Source organism: Alsobacter metallidurans (genome assembly GCF_014636935.1).
GTDB lineage: Bacteria > Pseudomonadota > Alphaproteobacteria > Rhizobiales > Beijerinckiaceae > Alsobacter > Alsobacter metallidurans.
Window position 1 is genome coordinate 486,647 of sequence record NZ_BMES01000003.1, and the last position, 15,751, is coordinate 502,397.

The following is a 15,751-nucleotide window of genomic DNA, read 5'->3' on the forward strand; positions in this document are numbered from 1 at the left end:
CCCTCCATTATTCGGCCGCGTGCGCGGCGCCGGCCGTCGCGACGGCGCCCATCAGCGCGCGGTTGATGCTGAGGCCGGCCTGCTTGCCGTCCTCCACGGCCGAAACCGTCAGGTCCTGCCCGCCCGCTACGCAATCGCCGCCGGCCCAGATGCCCGGCACGCTGGTGCGTCGCTCGTCGTCCACGACAATCCGGCCGCCCGAGAGCGCCAGCGCATCCGCGCCGCCGAGATCGCCGGGGGTGAGCAGCTGGCCGACCGCGCACAGCACCATGTCGGCCGGGAGCGTGAAGCGCTCGCCCGTTCCGGCGAGCTTGCCGGCGACCTCGGCGGTGCGCTCGAAGGTGACGCCCGTGACCTGCCCGGCGTCGCCGGTCAGCTCGGCGGGGGTCGCCCAAGTGCGGATCAGCACGCCGTTAGTTTGCGCCAGTTGCTGCTCGTAGAGGGAGGCCTTCATGGCGTCCTGGCCGCGGCGGTAGACGATCGTGACCTCTTCGGCCCCGAGGCGCTTGGCCTGCACGGCCGCGTCCACGGCCGTCATGCCGCCGCCGATCACGACCACCCGGCGGCCAACCGGCAGCTTCGACTTGTCGGGCGTCTGCCGCAGCGTGGCGATCCAGTCTACCGCATCCAGCACGCCGCCGAGTTCGCCTTCGCCCACAAGGCCAAGCTGGTTCACGCCGCTGAGCCCGACGCCGAGAAACACCGCGTCGAAATCCGCCCGCAGGCTGGCCAGATCGAAATCCTGGCCGAGCCGCTTGTTGGTTTCCACCGTGATGCCGCCGAGCGACAGGATGAACGCCACCTCGCGCTGGGCGAAATCGTCCGGCGCCTTATAGGACGCAATGCCGTATTCGTTCAGGCCGCCGAGCCGCGGCCTGATCTCGAACACCGTGACCTCGTGGCCATGCTCCGCAAGCTTGTGTGCGCAGGAGAGGCCCGCCGGTCCCGCCCCCACGACGGCGATCCGCTTGCCGGTGGCGGGCGCCCGCCGGAACGGCTGATGGCCGCGGTCCAGCAGCGCGTCCGTGGAATAGCGTTGCAGGAGGCCGATCTTCACCGGCTTGCCCTCCGCTTCGTTGCGGACGCAGGCTTCCTCGCACAGGGTCTCGGTCGGGCACACCCGCGCGCACATGCCGCCGAAGATGTTGGCCTTCAGGATGGTTTCGGCCGAGCCCATCGGGTTGTCGGTCTGGATCTGGCGGATGAACAGCGGGATGTCGATCGAGGTCGGGCAGGCGGTCTGGCAGGGCGCGTCGAAGCAGAAGTAGCAGCGATCGGCCTCCACATGGGCCTCATGGCGGTCGAGCGGCGCATGGAGGTCGCCGAAATTGGCCGTGTACTCGGCCGTGCTCAAGCGCCCGGACGCGATCCCGGCGGTGCTTCGGTTGGCGCTCATGGTTCCCCTCCCATTTCGCCGAAACGCGCGCGGCCGCGCATCTGAATCCTGACCGTTTGGTCAGGTTGAGGCCGGATCGGCGGGGTGTCAAGCGACCCGCAAGCCCGGGCGACGCGCGGAGGCGACGCAGCTGTCGCAATGTGACAAATCATCGTCGCAAAGCCTGAGCGCGCCGGACCGGCGCAACCCTAGGCTTCCCATCGGGGTGAAAGCCCCGCCGGACGACCGTGGGAGGGGAACCATGATCGCACGCGCCCATCCACCGCGCCGCTCGAGGTCGCGCCGGGAAGCCCGTTTTGGCGTCTTCCCTTTGCGTCACGGCCCCGTAAACTGGCGTCAATAAAGAACGATCGCGTCCGGTTCGGGCGCGGTGGCCGCGGCCGAGCCACGGCTGACATCCGGAGGGTAAGATCATGACGAAGCGCGACAACGAGGCCGGGCTCATTTCCCGGCGCGGGCTGATCAAGACGGGTGCGGCCGCCGCCGCCCTGACGGTCGCCTGTCCGGCCATCATCCGCGGCTCGCTGGCGTCGTCCGGCGCGCTGAACTTCATCGGCTGGGCTGGCTACGACGAGTTCCCGAAGGTTTTCGCCCTCTTCGAGAAGAAGACCGGCATCAAGGTGAATTTCACCGGCTACGGCAGCCAGGACGAAATGGTCGCGCAGGCCAAGACCGGCGCGGCCACTAACGGCAGCTTCGACATCTGCGAGCCGACCTCCGACCGCCTGCTGAGCTGGACCGACAATGACTTCGTCCAGCCCTGGGACGAGAAGCGCATGAACATCGACGGTGTCGATCCGGCCTTCCTCCAGGGCGGAGCCGCCAACGCGCTGACGATCAACGGCAAGCGCTACGGCGCCACCTCGGTCTGGGGCAGCGAGTCGCTGACCTACCACGCCAAGGACGCCCCGATGGTCTATGGCAAGGCCAGCCTGATGGACCTGTTCGACGACAAATACGTTGGCAAGCTGACGCTGCGCGGCCATTCGGGCCTCGTCGCCATCGGCCGCGGCCTCGACGCGCAGGGCAAGCTCCCGCACAAGTTCGAGGAGAGCTTCACGGACGAAGCCAAGATGACCGCGAACTATGACGCGATCCTCAAATTCGCCTTGTCCAAGCGCAAGAACGTCGCCCAGTTCTGGTCCAATGAGAACGAGGCCCAGGGCGCCTTCCGCACCAACGGCTGCACGGTCGGCATGTGCTGGGACACCTCGGCGGCCGCGCTCATGAAGGAGGGCTTCCCGGTCGGCTACATCGCCCCCGTGGAAGGCACCGTCTGCTGGCTGCAGAACTTCGTGCTGCTGAAGGGCGCCAAGAACCTCGAGCAGGTCTACGCGTGGATCTCGTGGATCAACTCGCCCGAGGGCGGCGCCGCCTGGGCCGCCGCTTATGGGGCCAACTCCACCTCCAAGGGCGCGGTCGAGCTCGCCGACGCCAACGCCAAGAAGTTCTTCCAGACCGCCTATCCGGGCGACGCCCTGAAGAAGCTCTGGTGGTGGCCGGCCCAGCCGTCCTGGTTCATCAGCAAGCGCACCGAATACGCCAAGAAGTTCATGTCGGCGTAACGACCGCGACACGCCTTGGACGGGCGGGGCTTGCTTCGCCCGTCCACGGCCGTCGCCTGAACGACCCTCCCTGGCCGATCGCGTGCGGCGGCGCCTGCAACGACCCTCTGGAGCCCCATGAGCCAGGACGTCGAACTCGACAACGTCACCATGCGCTTCGGCGACTTCACGGCCGTCCGCAATATCAACCTGACCGTGCGGGCGGGCGAGTTCTTCAGCTTCCTGGGCCCCTCCGGCTGCGGCAAGACCACGATCCTGCGCATTCTCTCGGGCTTCACCGAGCCCACCGAGGGCCATGTCCGCATCGGCGGCGTCGACATGGCCGGCAAGGGCCCCAACGAGCGGCCCACGGCCCTGATCTTCCAGAACCTCGCGCTGTTTCCGCTCATGAGCGTGTGGGAGAACATCGCCTTTGGGCTCGAGGTCCGCGGCGTGCCCCGCGACAAGCGCCGCAAGCGCGCCATGGAGCTCCTCGAGCTCATCGCCATGCCGGACGCGGCCGACAAGCGCATCAGCGAGCTCTCGGGCGGCATGAAGCAGCGCGTCGCCATCGCGCGCGCGCTGGCGGTGGAGCCCAAGGTCATGCTGCTCGACGAGCCGCTCTCGGCGCTCGATCTCAAGCTGCGCCAGCACATGCGCTCCGAATTGCGCGCCATCCAGCGCCGCACCGGCGTTACCTTCATCTACATCACGCACGACCAGGGCGAGGCCCTGACGATGTCGGACCGCGTCGCCGTGATGTCGCGCGGCCGCATCGAGCAGGTCGGGCCGTCCTCCGAGATCTACGACGCCCCGCAAACGCCTTTCGTGGCCACCTTTGTGGGCGAGAACAACCGCTTCTCTGGCCGCGTCGCCGACATTGCGGGCGGCGTCGCCCGCATCGAAACGGCGGCCGGCCTGCTTTCGGGCCGCGCCGGTCCGGCGCTCAAGGCCGGCGACAAGGCGACGCTGTTCGTGCGCCCCGAGCGCCTGCGCATGGGCGCCGACGAGGCGAACCGGTTGTCCGCCCGCATCCACCACGTGGACTTCGAGGGCAGCTTCGCCAACCTGTTCCTGAACGGCGCCGCCGACGGCGAAATCATCGTGCAGGCCGCCAATGACGGCGCGCTGCCGAGCCTCGCGCCGGGCGTGGAGCTCGCGCTTGGCTTTGCGCCCGAGAGCGCGGTGGTGTTGCCGACGGGCGGCGACGCTGGAACGGGTGCGGGATCCGGCGAAATGCAGCACGCCGCCGCGGAGGTCGCCGCGTGAGCGAGCTCTTCCGGCGCTACGGAACCGGGATGGCGCTCGCGATGCTGTCGGGCGTGGCCATCTGGGTCCTCGCCATGGTGGTGCTGCCCTACTTCGTGATGGTCGAATACTCCTTCCACCCCAATCTCACCGTGGTCGAGATGGGCGGCCCCAAGGACCACTACACGCTGGAGAACTACGCCTCGCTGTTTCGCGGCATCGACCTCGTGAACCTCGAGTTCCCGGACGACTTCCGCGTCTTCCTGCGCACCCTGTGGGGCGCCACGCTGGTGACCTTCATCTGCCTCGTGGTGTGCTACCCGGTGGCCTATTACCTCGCCAAGGTGGCGACGCCCGAGCGCGCGTCCTTTCTGCTGCTGATTCTCGTGATCCCGTTTTGGATCAACGAAATCCTGCGCACCTTCTCGTGGTACATCATGCTGGCCTATAGCGGCCCGCTGAACATCATCCTCAAGGCGCTGGGGATCATCGACGCGCCCGTGCGCTGGCTGTCGGGCAGCGGCGGCGTGCTGATCGGCATGACCTACGCGTTCCTGCTGTTCATGATGTTCCCGCTCTACAACGCGCTGGAGACGCTCGACCGCAACCAGGTTGAGGCCGCCCGCGATCTCGGCGCGCCGACCTGGCGCATCCATTGGCGCGTCGTGATCCCGCACGCCAAGCCGGGCATCGCGGTGGGCTGCATCATGGTGTTCGTGCTGGCGGCGTCCTCCTATGTGGTGCCCGCCCTGCTTGGCAGCCCCGGGACGCGTTGGTTCACCGAGACGATCTACAGCTGGTTCTTCGAAGCCCAGAACTGGCCGCGCGGCTCGGCCTACGCGTTCATCCTGCTCGGCCTGTGCGTCGCCTTCATCCTCACGATGATGCGCGTGTTCAAGGTCGGGCTGACCGACATCGCCAAGTAGAGGTCCCGATGCAGTCGCACCGCGCTTCGGACCGTCTCCTGACGATCTATCTGGGTCTTTTCCTGCTCTATCTGTTTCTGCCGCTGGTCGTGATGGCGGCCGCAACATTCAACACCAGCCGCTTCCCCACCGTGACGCCGTGGCTCGGCACCACCACGCGGTGGTTCGAGGCGCTCTACAACGACGCCGGCATGTGGGTGGCGCTCAAGAACAGCTTCATCATCGGTTTCTTCGTAATCGTCGTCTCGGTGCCGCTCGGCGTCGCAGCCGCGATGGTGCTGAACGGCGTCCACGCCAAGGCGCGCGGATTTTTGTATGCCGTGATGGTGTCGCCGCTGCTCACGCCCGGCGTCATCATCGGCATCTCCACGCTGGTGTTCTGGGATCGGCTGGGCGTCAAGGGCGGCCTCCACCTGGCCGTGATCGGCCAGTCGAGCTTCATCACCGCTTATGTGATGCTGATGGTGCTGGCGCGCCTCCAGCGGTTCGACTCGAGCCTGGAGGAAGCCGCGCTCGACCTGGGCGCCAGCCACGGCCAGGTGTTCCGCCGCATCCTCGCGCCTCACCTGAAGCCCGCGATCATCTCCGGGGCCGTGCTGGCTTTTTTCCAGAGCTTCGAAAACTACAACACGACCCTGTTCACGCGCGGCACGGACACGACGCTGACGATCTACATCGCATCCAAAGTCCGCACCGGCCTGACGCCGGCCGTGAATGCGCTCGGCCTCATCCTGATCGCCGTCACGGTCGCGGGCGCGGTGGCCTACGAGATCATGCGCCGGCGGGAATCGGCGCGCGAACGTGCGGCCGAGAAAGCCGCCGAGCAGGAGCAGATGAGCGCGCTGCAGCTCGCCTGAAGAGCGTTAACGCCTCAAACTTCGCATATAAACAACTTCCGCATGACACCGGTTAATTGCGTGTTCACCATCGGAGATGCAACCGCAGGGTATTGCTCTCAAAACGGCATTTGCAACGCACGATACAACCTGTGATTGCTTCTCAAGCTTTGATCCTTCGCTCACCGTGAAAGCAACCCGGGACGAAACCCGGCATGGGGCGCCAGCGGCGAGCGCCAGAATGGCCGCGGACCTCCAGGATCAAAGGATGCGCAATGACCGATGACACCCTCACGTCGGTGGACACCATTACGATCGCGGCCCTTCTCCGCGCTCTTCAGGTTGTAATCACCGCTTACAACGCCGAACACGCCGACCCTGCCGCCCTCCAGGCGCTCGAGCAGCGAACAATCGCCGAGATCAAGGCGCTCGATACGGGCGACTTCACCTACGAGGAACAGGCCGAAGGCCTCGCCGAAGGACTGATCTACGCCCGTGCGATGTTTCGCTACGCGCTCGCCAATCCGGGCCGACCTTCCCTGCCGTCGGATGGTCAACCCGCCGCGCTGGACGTCTCCGCCGATCAGCCGCTACTCCAGCATCATCGAAACTGACGCGCTGGCCGGCCGCCCGGGGCGGCTGCCGGCCCGCCGAAGCGCTTGAGCGTTCCACCGAGCGGATACGGGTTGGTGGAACGGATGATGCGCATGAGAGACGCAGGTGCGTTCGACCCGTAGCTTGCGATCAGCTCGATCTGCGGTCTAGCGAGCGGCGCGCTTGCGTCCCCTGAAGGCGTCGTCCGCCAGGCTCTGCAACCGGGCGGGCTCTCCGCCGCCATGGCGGCCCTGATCCACCCGGAAATGCGCTACGAGATCGTTCAGGCGCGTCAGCTGCGATGTCAGCGTGGCGGCCGAAGCGGCGCTCTGTTCGGCCAGCGCGGCGTTCTGCTGCGTCATCTCGTCGAGATGCGCGATCGCCTGGCTCATTTCGTCGATGCCATTCGCCTGTTCGCCGGACGCGTCCGAGATTTCCGTTACCGTGCCGGCGACCCGCTGCGACGCGTCCACGATTTCGACCAGCGCGCTGCCGGTGGAGCGAACGAGGCGCACGCCCTCGGCCACTTCCTGCGCCGAGCTGTTGATCAGGCCGGTGATGTCCTTGGCGGCGTCGCTGGAGCGCTGCGCGAGCGTGCGCACCTCCGAGGCCACCACCGCAAACCCTTTTCCGGCCTCGCCGGCGCGGGCTGCCTCGACGGCCGCGTTCAGGGCCAGCAGGTTGGTCTGGAACGCGATGTCGTCGATCACCGTCGTGATGTCCGAAATGCGCTTGGACGCCTGCTCGATCCGCTCCATCGCGGCCACGGCCTCGGTCACCACCTTGCCGCCCTGCTCGGCGACCCGGCGTGCGTCATTGGCGGCCGCCACCGCGGAGCGGGACGACGCCGCGGACGCCTTCACGGATGCGGCCAGCTCCTCGGTGGTGGCGGCCGTCTGCTCCAGCGACGAGGCCTGCTGCTCCGTGCGGCCGGACAGGTCGTCGGCGCCGCTGTTGATCTCGCGCGCGGCCTGGCCAACATCCGCGGCCGTCCCCTGGATGGTCGCAACCGTCTCGGCCAGTCGCGCCACGGTGTCGTTGAAGGCCTCGCTCAGTTCGCCGAGCCGCCCCTGGTGCTGCGCCCTGATGGTTCGGGTGAGGTCGCCCTGCGCAAGCGACTGCAGGCTTGCGGCGAGTTCGGACGTGGCCGAATCGATCGCCTGGCACAAGCCGTTCATGCTTTCGGCGATACGGCGAATGAACCCCGTCTTCCCTTCCACGCTCAGGCGTTGTGTGAAGTCTCCCGCCTGCGCGCCTGCCGCCACGGCGGCGATTTCATCCTGGGCGCCGGCTTCGGCGGTCACGTCCCGCCATTCCAGCATGGCCCCGTGACGTTGGCCCTTGGCCAGGATGGGAGACACGACGAGATCGAAGGTCCGCCGGCCGACCTTCACGCGCGCGACATGCGGCGCCGTGAGGCTGGACACCATGCGCTCCTGATGGGCCGGGTTGCGATGGAAGATTCCCATCGATTCGCCCAGGATCCCGTTCGGGTCGAAGCGCGGCAGCGCCTGTCTGAAATCCGCGACGTGCTCGGCGAAGAGCCGGCGAACTGATTCGTTCGCGTAGACGATGCGATGATTTTCGTCGGCCATCATCACGTTGGTGGGCGAGCTGTCGATCGCTGCGCGCAAGCGGGTCAGCTCCCGCTGTGCGTCCTGATCAGCCTCGGTCGTCACAACGGCGGCCGGTTCGGCCCAGACCAGGTGAACGGCCGCGACCAGAACGCATCCGAGCGAGATGGCCCCGAAGCCAAGTCCCAGCGCCGGGCTCGCGGATGCGGACAGCCACGTCAATCCGATCGTGCCGAGGCCCGCTCCCGTGAGCAGCAGCCACCGCGTGATAGTTCGCCCAGAAGCCATGACCCGTCCCCCTTGCCACCCCCGGCACGCGTCACTGCGCCACACAATCGGGGATTGGTATTGACAACCGTTAGGGGAGATTCCTCACAATGTGGTAAACGAAATCGAGTTTTTACCCGAAACATGACGCCCAATCGACAAATCACAACTGGCGTCGATACGGCACAACATACGAAAACGCCGTCGGAAACACGACGGCGCTCAGGACAACAACGATTTCTGACGGTTCAGATGCTGATTTTTCAATCTTCGCCGCATCAGGCGGGAGAGTTCCGGTTGGTGGAGCCAGGCGGGATCGAACCGCCGACCTCTTGAATGCCATTCAAGCGCTCTCCCAGCTGAGCTATGGCCCCACTTACCGAAACCAGGGGGTTGGGGCCCCCCGGCGCGTCGCCGTCTTGCGTCGGCGAGGGGGTCTATAGCCGCCCTCGCCGATCGGATCAAGCCTCTTCGTCGTCTTCTATTTCGCCATCGATCAGGTCGGCCACGTCGTCGTCGCCGGCCTCTTCCTCTTCCAGGAAGGTGTCGTCGTCTTCGGCGATGTCGTCCTCGATCTCGACGTCGTCGTCGGTCGGCAGCTCCTTGCCGCTCTCCTCCGCCTCGACTTCGTCGAGGGACACGAGCTCGGGGCCGGCGCCGGCCTCTTCGGTCTCCTCGTCGTCGTCACGATTTGCGACTTCGGCCGCGCGTCCCCGCGTCGGCGGCGCGATCGCGGCCGCCGTATAGGTGGTTCCGCATTTCGGGCAGACGATCGGATCCTTGCCGAGATCGTAGAATTTCGCGCCGCAGCTCTGGCATTGGCGCTTGGTGCCGAGTTCCGGTTTCGCCACTGGGACCAGCCTTGTCAGGGAAAAAGGGATGGCTTCGGTTAGTCGCCCGTTCCCCGGCTGTCAACGTGTCGCTCGTCCTTGCCTGGCTTGAGGTCCCGCCGCGTGACGGCGCCGTGCGCCTGTGCTAGGTGCGGCCAACCTTTCGGAACCCGCACCCGGAGAGATCGACGGTGTCCAGTTCGCCCGCCTCAGAGGCCCATCACGGCGCCCCGCAGCCGCTCACCGCGAGCCCCGGGGCGAGCCTGCGCGGCCGCGTTCGCGCCCCAGGCGACAAGTCGATTTCGCACCGAGCCATGATCTTCGGCCTGCTCGCTGTGGGCGAAACCACTGTCGAGGGTCTTCTCGAGGGCGAGGACGTGCTGCGCACCGCCGAGGCGTGCCGCGCGCTCGGGGCCACGATCGACCGCACGGGCGAGGGCGCCTGGCGCATCCAGGGCGTCGGCGTCGGCGGCCTGCGCGAACCTTCCGGCGTGCTCGACTTCGGCAACGCCGGAACCGGCTCGCGCCTGATGATGGGCGTCGTCGGCGGCGCCGGGATCACGGCCACGTTCGACGGCGACGCCTCGCTGCGCAAGCGCCCGATGCGCCGCATCCTGGATCCGCTGACCCGCATGGGCGCTGTAGTCGTGTCCGAGGCTGAGGGCGGGCGCTGCCCCATCACGCTGAAAGGCGCGCAGGACCCGCTGCCGATCGAGTACCGCACCCCGGTCGCCTCCGCGCAGATCAAGTCGGCGGTTTTGCTCGCAGCTTTGAACGCGCCCGGCCGCACCACCGTGATCGAGACCGAGGCGTCGCGCGATCACACCGAGAAGATGCTCCGCTATTTCGGCGCGACCGTCACGGTGACGCCGGAGGGCGACCATGGCCGCCGGATCGTCCTGGACGGCCGTCCCGAGCTCAAGGCCGCCCACGTGGTGGTGCCGGCCGACCCGTCCTCCGCGGCCTTCCCGATCGTCGCCGCGCTGATCACCCCCGGCTCCGACATCGTCGTCGAGGGCGTGATGATGAACCCTTTGCGCACCGGCCTGCTCACGACGCTGCGCGAGATGGGGGCCGACATCGTCGAGCTCAACCGCCGGGTGGAAGGCGGCGAGGACGTCGCGGACCTGCGCGTCCGCCATTCGGCGCTCACCGGCGTCGATGTGCCGGCGGGCCGCGCCCCCTCGATGATCGACGAGTATCCCGTGCTGGCCGTCGCGGCCGCCTTCGCGACCGGCGAGACCCGGATGCGCGGCCTCCAGGAGCTGCGCGTGAAGGAGAGCGACCGTCTGCAGGCGGTGGCGGACGGCCTCGCGGCCAACGGCGTGGACCACGGCATCGTTGGCGACGACCTGCTGGTGCGCGGCGGCGCCGGACAGGCGCAAGGGGGCGGCACGGTCGCCACCCATCTCGACCACCGCATCGCGATGAGCTTCCTCGTAATGGGACTCGCGTCGCGCCAGCCCGTCGCGGTGGACGATCGCACCATGATCGCCACCAGCTTTCCCGCCTTCGAGGGCCTGATGCAGGGCCTCGGGGCCCGATTTTCGGCCTGACACCATGATCATCGCGATCGACGGTCCCGCCGCATCCGGCAAAGGCACGCTGGCCAAGCGGCTCGCCCTCCATTACGGCCTGCCGCATCTGGACACCGGCCTGCTCTACCGCGCGGTCGCCCGCACGCTGCTGGACCACCACGATCCGCTCGGGGACGAAGCCCTGGCGGTGCGCGCCGCACAATCGCTGGATCTCGCCCACCTGGACGAAACCCGCCTGCGCGGCCGCGAGATGGGCGAGGCCGCCTCTGTGGTTGCCGCCATTCCGGCGGTGCGCACGGCGTTGACGGCCTGGCAGCGCCAGTTCGCCGCCCGACCCGAGGGCGCTGTGCTGGACGGTCGCGACATCGGCACCGTGATCTGCCCGGACGCGCAGGTGAAGATCTTCGTCACCGCCTCCGCCGAGGAGCGCGCCCGCCGCCGTCATCGCGAGCTCGCCGGCCGGGGCGATCCCACTCCCTACGAGGACGTCCTGGCCGACATCCGCAAGCGCGACGCGCGTGATTCGGGCCGCACCACCGCGCCCCTCGTGGCCGCCGCCGACGCACGCTTGCTCGATACGACCGATTTGGGTATAGAGCAGGCCTTCCAGGCGGCCGTCGCTCATGTCGAGGCCGCGAGGCGGGAGCCGGACTGACACCCCCGAGGGGGTCGAGGAACCGGCTCCGGAGAAGAGGGCGCGTTCATCGCGCCCTTCTTGTCGTGTCGCCCCGCGTGTCGATATCCCCCGGCTCCCTGGCCGAATTGAACCACGCTCCTGATCGTCGGTTCGCGCCGGCCCGCCCATGGCGGGGGCCTTCGCTCTCGCGGAGGCATCGGCGAGAGGGAGCGCATCGTAACGCAAACCACCGGCGCCGGGCCCCGAAGGCCCCAGGAGAAACAATGTCCGCAGCCCTGAAAACCCCTTCGCGCGAAGATTTCGCGTCGATGCTCGATGAGTCCTTTTCCGCCGCCGACGCCCTCGAGGGTTCGGTCGTCAAGGGCAAGGTCGTCGCCATCGAGAAGGACATGGCCGTCATCGACGTCGGCCTGAAGACCGAGGGCCGCGTCGCCCTCCGCGAGTTCACCGGACCCGGCCGCGAAGGCGTCCTCGAGGTCGGTGACGAAGTCGAGGTCTATCTCGACCGCATTGAGAACGCGCTCGGCGAAGCCGTCATCTCGCGCGACAAGGCTCGCCGCGAGGAGAGCTGGGTCAAGCTCGAAGTCTCGTACGAGAAGAACGAGAAGGTCACGGGCGTGATCTTCAACCAGGTCAAGGGCGGCTACACGGTCGACCTCGACGGCGCCGTGGCGTTCCTGCCGCGCTCGCAGGTCGACATCCGTCCGATCCGCGACGTCACCCCGCTCATGGGCGTGCCGCAGCCGTTCCAGATCCTCAAGATGGATCGTCGCCGCGGCAACATCGTGGTGTCGCGCCGCACCGTCCTCGAAGAGACCCGCGCCGAGGCTCGTTCCGAGCTGGTCGCGAACCTCGAGGAAGGCCAGACCGTCGACGGCGTCGTCAAGAACATCACCGAGTACGGCGCCTTCGTCGACCTCGGCGGCATCGACGGCCTGCTGCATGTCACCGACATGGCTTGGCGCCGCGTGAACCATCCGTCCGAGGTGGTCACCATCGGCCAGCAGCTCAAGGTCAAGATCATCAAGATCAACCATGAGACGCACCGCATCTCGCTTGGCATCAAGCAGCTGCTTGCTGATCCGTGGGAGGGCATCGAGGCCAAGTACCCGGTCAACGCCAAGTTCTCGGGCCGCGTCACCAACATCACGGACTACGGCGCCTTCGTGGAGCTGGAGCCCGGCATCGAAGGCCTTATCCACGTCTCCGAGATGTCGTGGACCAAGAAGAATGTCCACCCCGGCAAGATCGTCTCCACCTCTCAGGAAGTGGAAGTGCAGATCCTCGAGGTCGATCCCGTCAAGCGCCGCATCTCGCTGGGCCTCAAGCAGACCCTGCAGAACCCCTGGGAGGCCTTCGCCGAGAAGAACCCCTCCGGGACCGTGGTCGAGGGCGAGGTCAAGAACAAGACCGAGTTCGGCCTGTTCATCGGCCTGGACGGCGATGTCGACGGCATGGTCCATCTGTCCGACCTCGACTGGAATCGCCCTGGCGAGCAGGTCATCGAGGAGTTCAAGAAGGGCGACATCGTCAAGGCGCAGGTCCTCGACGTCGACGTCGAGAAGGAGCGCATCTCGCTTGGCATCAAGCAGCTCGGCGGCGATCCCTTCGCGGATGCGGCTGCGGCTGGCGACGTCAAGAAGGGCGCGGTCGTGACCTGCGAGATCACCGAGGTCAAGGAATCCGGCCTCGAGGTCAAGATCGTCGGCACCGACCTGACGGCCTTCATCAAGCGCAACGAGCTTGCCCGCGAGCGCCAGGACCAGCGTCCCGAGCGTTTTGCCCCCGGCGAGAAGATCGACGCCCGCGTCACCATGTTCGACCGCAAGTCGCGCAAGGTGCAGGTTTCGATCAAGGCGCTCGAGATGGCCGAAGAGAAGGAAGCCATCGCTCAGTACGGCTCGGCTGATGCCGGCGCCTCGCTCGGCGACATCCTCGGCGCCGCTCTCAAGCGCGCCAACAAGGGCGAGTAATCGCCCCGCCGGCCGGGCTTTGGCCCGATCGGCCTCTCAGCCCATACGAAAACCCGCCCGGATCGCTCCGGGCGGGTTTTTCTTGTTCAGAGGCAGGATTGCGCCGCGTCGTCAGTCGAAGCGCGCCAGCCGCGTCAGGGACGAGGCCGCGGCCGTGACGCCGCCCACGACGTCACCCATGCTGGGCAGCAGCTTGGGGGTGCGGAAACCGAAGATGCGCGGGCCGTCATGATCGGCTTGTTCGACGACAGCGCCCTGCGCGGCCGGCGGCTCCGCGACGGCCGCCACCACGACGGGGGCGGGCCGGGCCGGCTTGGCCGCCTGGAGCTTGCGACGGGGCGTGGGCGCGGGCTCGTCGGCCGCCATCACGGTGTAGCTCAGCCGGGGCTCGGCCCAGGCGCCCCCAGCCAGGGCCGCGAAGGGCCGCGACAGGGATGTCTGGAAGCCGGGGTCGCCGTCCATCGGAAACCCGTGCGCCAGCTCGGCCTGCATCGGAAATGCGCCCGTGATCGTGAACGACGCCGCCTGGGGAGCAGCCGCGACCCGCCCGGCCCGATCGACCGGCTCAGCGCTGGGCGTGGACGGCGCGACCAGAACGATTGCGGGCGGCTGCACCGGCTGCGGCTTCCCCACGACGGCGTTCGTGATCGCGGCGACGCACAGGGCTGCCGCAACGGACGTGACGACCTGGCCGGACGCCGTGCGAACAAAGGATGCGGTGGCGGCGAGCAGGTGCTTGGAATCGATCATCGGGGCGGCCTCATTCAGCGACTGCCTGAATAAGACGTTGCGTTGCGGCGCAAGCTGGACCGGATCCCGGCCGCAAAAAGGCGACCGGATCGGGAAGCTGGCCTGCTCAGGCCAAGCTGGCCTGCTCAGGCCAGGCAGGTTTGCTCCAGCAGGATAAAGGCCCGCGCCCGGTGCGACAGGCCCAACCCGTGCGGCGGCAGGCCATGCTTCTCCTCGGCCGACATCTCGCCGAAGGTGCGGTTATGGCCGTCGGGCAGAAACATCGGATCGTAGCCGAACCCGGCCGTACCGCGCGGCGGCCAGACCAGCGTGCCGTCCACCCGGCCCTCGAACTCTTCCACATGGCCGTCCGGCCAGGCGATGCAGAGCGCAGAAATGAACCAGGCGTGGCGCTGGTCCGGCTCGAACGCGTCGCGCTCGCGCAAACCCGCCTCGACCTTCTGCATGGCGGCGCCGAAATCCTTCTCGGGTCCGCCCCACCGCGCCGAGTAGATTCCTGGCGCGCCCTCCAGGGCCGCGACGCAGATGCCGCTGTCGTCCGCCACGGCCGGCAAATTGGAGGCCCTGGCGGCCGCCTGGGCCTTGATCCTGGCGTTCTCCGCAAAGGTCGAGCCAGTTTCGTCAGGCTCGGGCAGGTTCATCTCCCCGGCCGACACGGCCGTCAGGCCATGCGGCGCCAGAAGCTCCTGCATTTCCTTCAGCTTGCCCCTGTTATGGGTGGCGATCACCACCGTGCCGGACAGCATACGGGCCATGGCGGCCTCCCTACATCACGGCGAGCTTCTGGAGCTCGACCAGCTGCGCGACGCCCTGCTTGGCGAGCCGCATGAGCGTCAGAAATTCTTCCTCCGAGAACGGCTTGCCCTCGGCCGTTCCCTGGATCTCGACGAGGCCGCCGGTTCCGGTCATCACGAAATTGGCGTCCGTCTCGGCGCCGTTGTCCTCGGCGTAATCGAGGTCGAGCACCGGCGCGCCCTTGGTGATGCCGCACGACACCGCCGCGACGTGATCCTTCAGCGGGTTGCCGGTCAGCATGGAGCGGCCCCGCATCCATTGTATGCAGTCGTGCAGCGCCACCCAGCCGCCCGTGATCGCGGCCGTGCGGGTGCCCCCGTCGGCCTGGATCACGTCGCAATCAATCACGATCTGCTTTTCGCCGATCGACGTCAGGTCGACGACGGAGCGAAGCGAACGCCCGATCAGGCGCTGGATTTCCTGCGTGCGGCCGGAAGGCTTGCCGGACGTCACCTCACGGCGGGTGCGCTCATGCGTGGCGCGCGGCAGCATCGAGTACTCGGCCGTCACCCAGCCCTTGCCGGTGTTGCGCAGCCATGGCGGCGCGCGCTCTTCCAGCGAGGCCGTGCACAGCACGTGCGTTTCGCCGAATTTCACCAGGCAGGATCCTTCGGCGTAGCGGGCCACGCCGCGCTCCAGGCTCACTTTGCGCAGCTCGTCGGGCGCGCGGCGGGAGGGTCGCATGAGGGCATCCTGTTTGTTGAAACAAAGGTTGCGGCGTTCTAGGCCCCGGCGGGCGGGAGGGCAAGGCGGCGTCTTGAGGCGTCTTTCCCGCACAAAGCGCCGCTCTGGCTCTGCCAAGACGTCGCGGAGCCTTGATCGCGCCTTGCCGAACGCCCAACA

General features: G+C 67.5%; 14 protein-coding genes and 1 tRNA gene. 8 read left to right on the forward strand and 7 right to left on the reverse strand.

What is annotated here, in order from left to right; genetic code table 11:
* Window positions 1–7: 7 nt before the first annotated feature.
* Window positions 8–1,396: an NAD(P)-dependent oxidoreductase gene (locus IEV99_RS23250; protein ID WP_188520215.1), complete on the reverse strand. Its 1,389-nt coding sequence runs from the start codon at window positions 1,394–1,396 to the stop codon at window positions 8–10.
* A 413-nt stretch (window positions 1,397–1,809) separates the two neighbouring features.
* Here IEV99_RS23250 and IEV99_RS23255 point away from each other — a divergent pair, with 413 nt between their 5' ends.
* The 5 genes from IEV99_RS23255 (at window position 1,810) to IEV99_RS23275 (ending at window position 6,564) form a co-directional block, all read left to right on the forward strand.
* Window positions 1,810–2,961 (forward strand): extracellular solute-binding protein, encoded by a 1,152-nt coding sequence (locus IEV99_RS23255; RefSeq protein ID WP_188520216.1) that lies wholly within the window; start codon window positions 1,810–1,812, stop codon window positions 2,959–2,961.
* A gap of 117 nt (window positions 2,962–3,078) precedes the next feature.
* Window positions 3,079–4,209: an ABC transporter ATP-binding protein gene (locus IEV99_RS23260; protein ID WP_188520217.1), complete on the forward strand. Its 1,131-nt coding sequence runs from the start codon at window positions 3,079–3,081 to the stop codon at window positions 4,207–4,209.
* Window positions 4,206–5,114, forward strand: coding sequence for an ABC transporter permease (locus IEV99_RS23265; RefSeq protein WP_210318700.1), 909 nt, complete (start codon window positions 4,206–4,208; stop codon window positions 5,112–5,114). Before IEV99_RS23260 ends, IEV99_RS23265 begins: the two co-directional genes overlap by 4 nt.
* 8 nt (window positions 5,115–5,122) lie before the next feature.
* Window positions 5,123–5,971 (forward strand): ABC transporter permease, encoded by an 849-nt coding sequence (locus IEV99_RS23270; protein ID WP_188520218.1) that lies wholly within the window; start codon window positions 5,123–5,125, stop codon window positions 5,969–5,971.
* A 254-nt stretch (window positions 5,972–6,225) separates the two neighbouring features.
* Window positions 6,226–6,564 carry a hypothetical protein gene (locus IEV99_RS23275; protein ID WP_188520219.1) on the forward strand — a complete coding sequence of 113 codons (339 nt, stop codon included), beginning with the start codon at window positions 6,226–6,228 and terminating at the stop codon, window positions 6,562–6,564.
* Window positions 6,565–6,711: 147 nt separating this feature from the next.
* Here IEV99_RS23275 and IEV99_RS23280 read toward each other — a convergent pair whose 3' ends face one another.
* From IEV99_RS23280 to IEV99_RS23290, 3 genes are all read right to left on the reverse strand, one after another.
* On the reverse strand, window positions 6,712–8,406 hold the full coding sequence (locus IEV99_RS23280; RefSeq protein WP_188520220.1) for a methyl-accepting chemotaxis protein: 1,695 nt from the start codon (window positions 8,404–8,406) through the stop codon (window positions 6,712–6,714).
* Between the two features lie 277 nt (window positions 8,407–8,683).
* Window positions 8,684–8,759, reverse strand: a tRNA-Ala gene (locus IEV99_RS23285).
* A gap of 87 nt (window positions 8,760–8,846) precedes the next feature.
* Window positions 8,847–9,236, reverse strand: coding sequence for a TIGR02300 family protein (locus IEV99_RS23290; protein ID WP_188520221.1), 390 nt, complete (start codon window positions 9,234–9,236; stop codon window positions 8,847–8,849).
* Between the two features lie 170 nt (window positions 9,237–9,406).
* Here IEV99_RS23290 and aroA point away from each other — a divergent pair, with 170 nt between their 5' ends.
* The 3 genes from aroA to rpsA all read left to right on the forward strand — a co-directional run bounded on the left by aroA (window position 9,407) and on the right by rpsA (window position 13,363).
* A complete protein-coding gene (gene aroA, locus IEV99_RS23295) occupies window positions 9,407–10,771 on the forward strand; it encodes a 3-phosphoshikimate 1-carboxyvinyltransferase (protein ID WP_188520222.1) in 1,365 nt (454 codons plus the stop codon).
* A 4-nt stretch (window positions 10,772–10,775) separates the two neighbouring features.
* Window positions 10,776–11,408 carry a (d)CMP kinase gene (gene cmk, locus IEV99_RS23300; protein ID WP_188520223.1) on the forward strand — a complete coding sequence of 211 codons (633 nt, stop codon included), beginning with the start codon at window positions 10,776–10,778 and terminating at the stop codon, window positions 11,406–11,408.
* A 245-nt stretch (window positions 11,409–11,653) separates the two neighbouring features.
* The gene (gene rpsA / locus IEV99_RS23305; protein WP_188520224.1) at window positions 11,654–13,363 is read left to right on the forward strand and encodes a 30S ribosomal protein S1; all 1,710 of its coding nucleotides are present in this window, start codon (window positions 11,654–11,656) and stop codon (window positions 13,361–13,363) included.
* 111 nt (window positions 13,364–13,474) lie between these two features.
* On the opposite strand, the gene IEV99_RS23310 is transcribed toward rpsA, so the two are convergent.
* From IEV99_RS23310 to rph, 3 genes are all read right to left on the reverse strand, one after another.
* The gene (locus IEV99_RS23310; RefSeq protein WP_188520225.1) at window positions 13,475–14,113 is read right to left on the reverse strand and encodes a hypothetical protein; all 639 of its coding nucleotides are present in this window, start codon (window positions 14,111–14,113) and stop codon (window positions 13,475–13,477) included.
* Between the two features lie 125 nt (window positions 14,114–14,238).
* Window positions 14,239–14,868: an RdgB/HAM1 family non-canonical purine NTP pyrophosphatase gene (gene rdgB / locus IEV99_RS23315; protein WP_188520226.1), complete on the reverse strand. Its 630-nt coding sequence runs from the start codon at window positions 14,866–14,868 to the stop codon at window positions 14,239–14,241.
* 10 nt (window positions 14,869–14,878) lie between these two features.
* Entirely contained in the window at window positions 14,879–15,592 is a 714-nt protein-coding gene (rph, locus tag IEV99_RS23320; RefSeq protein ID WP_188520227.1) for a ribonuclease PH, read from the reverse strand.
* Between the last annotated feature and the right edge of the window lie 159 nt (window positions 15,593–15,751).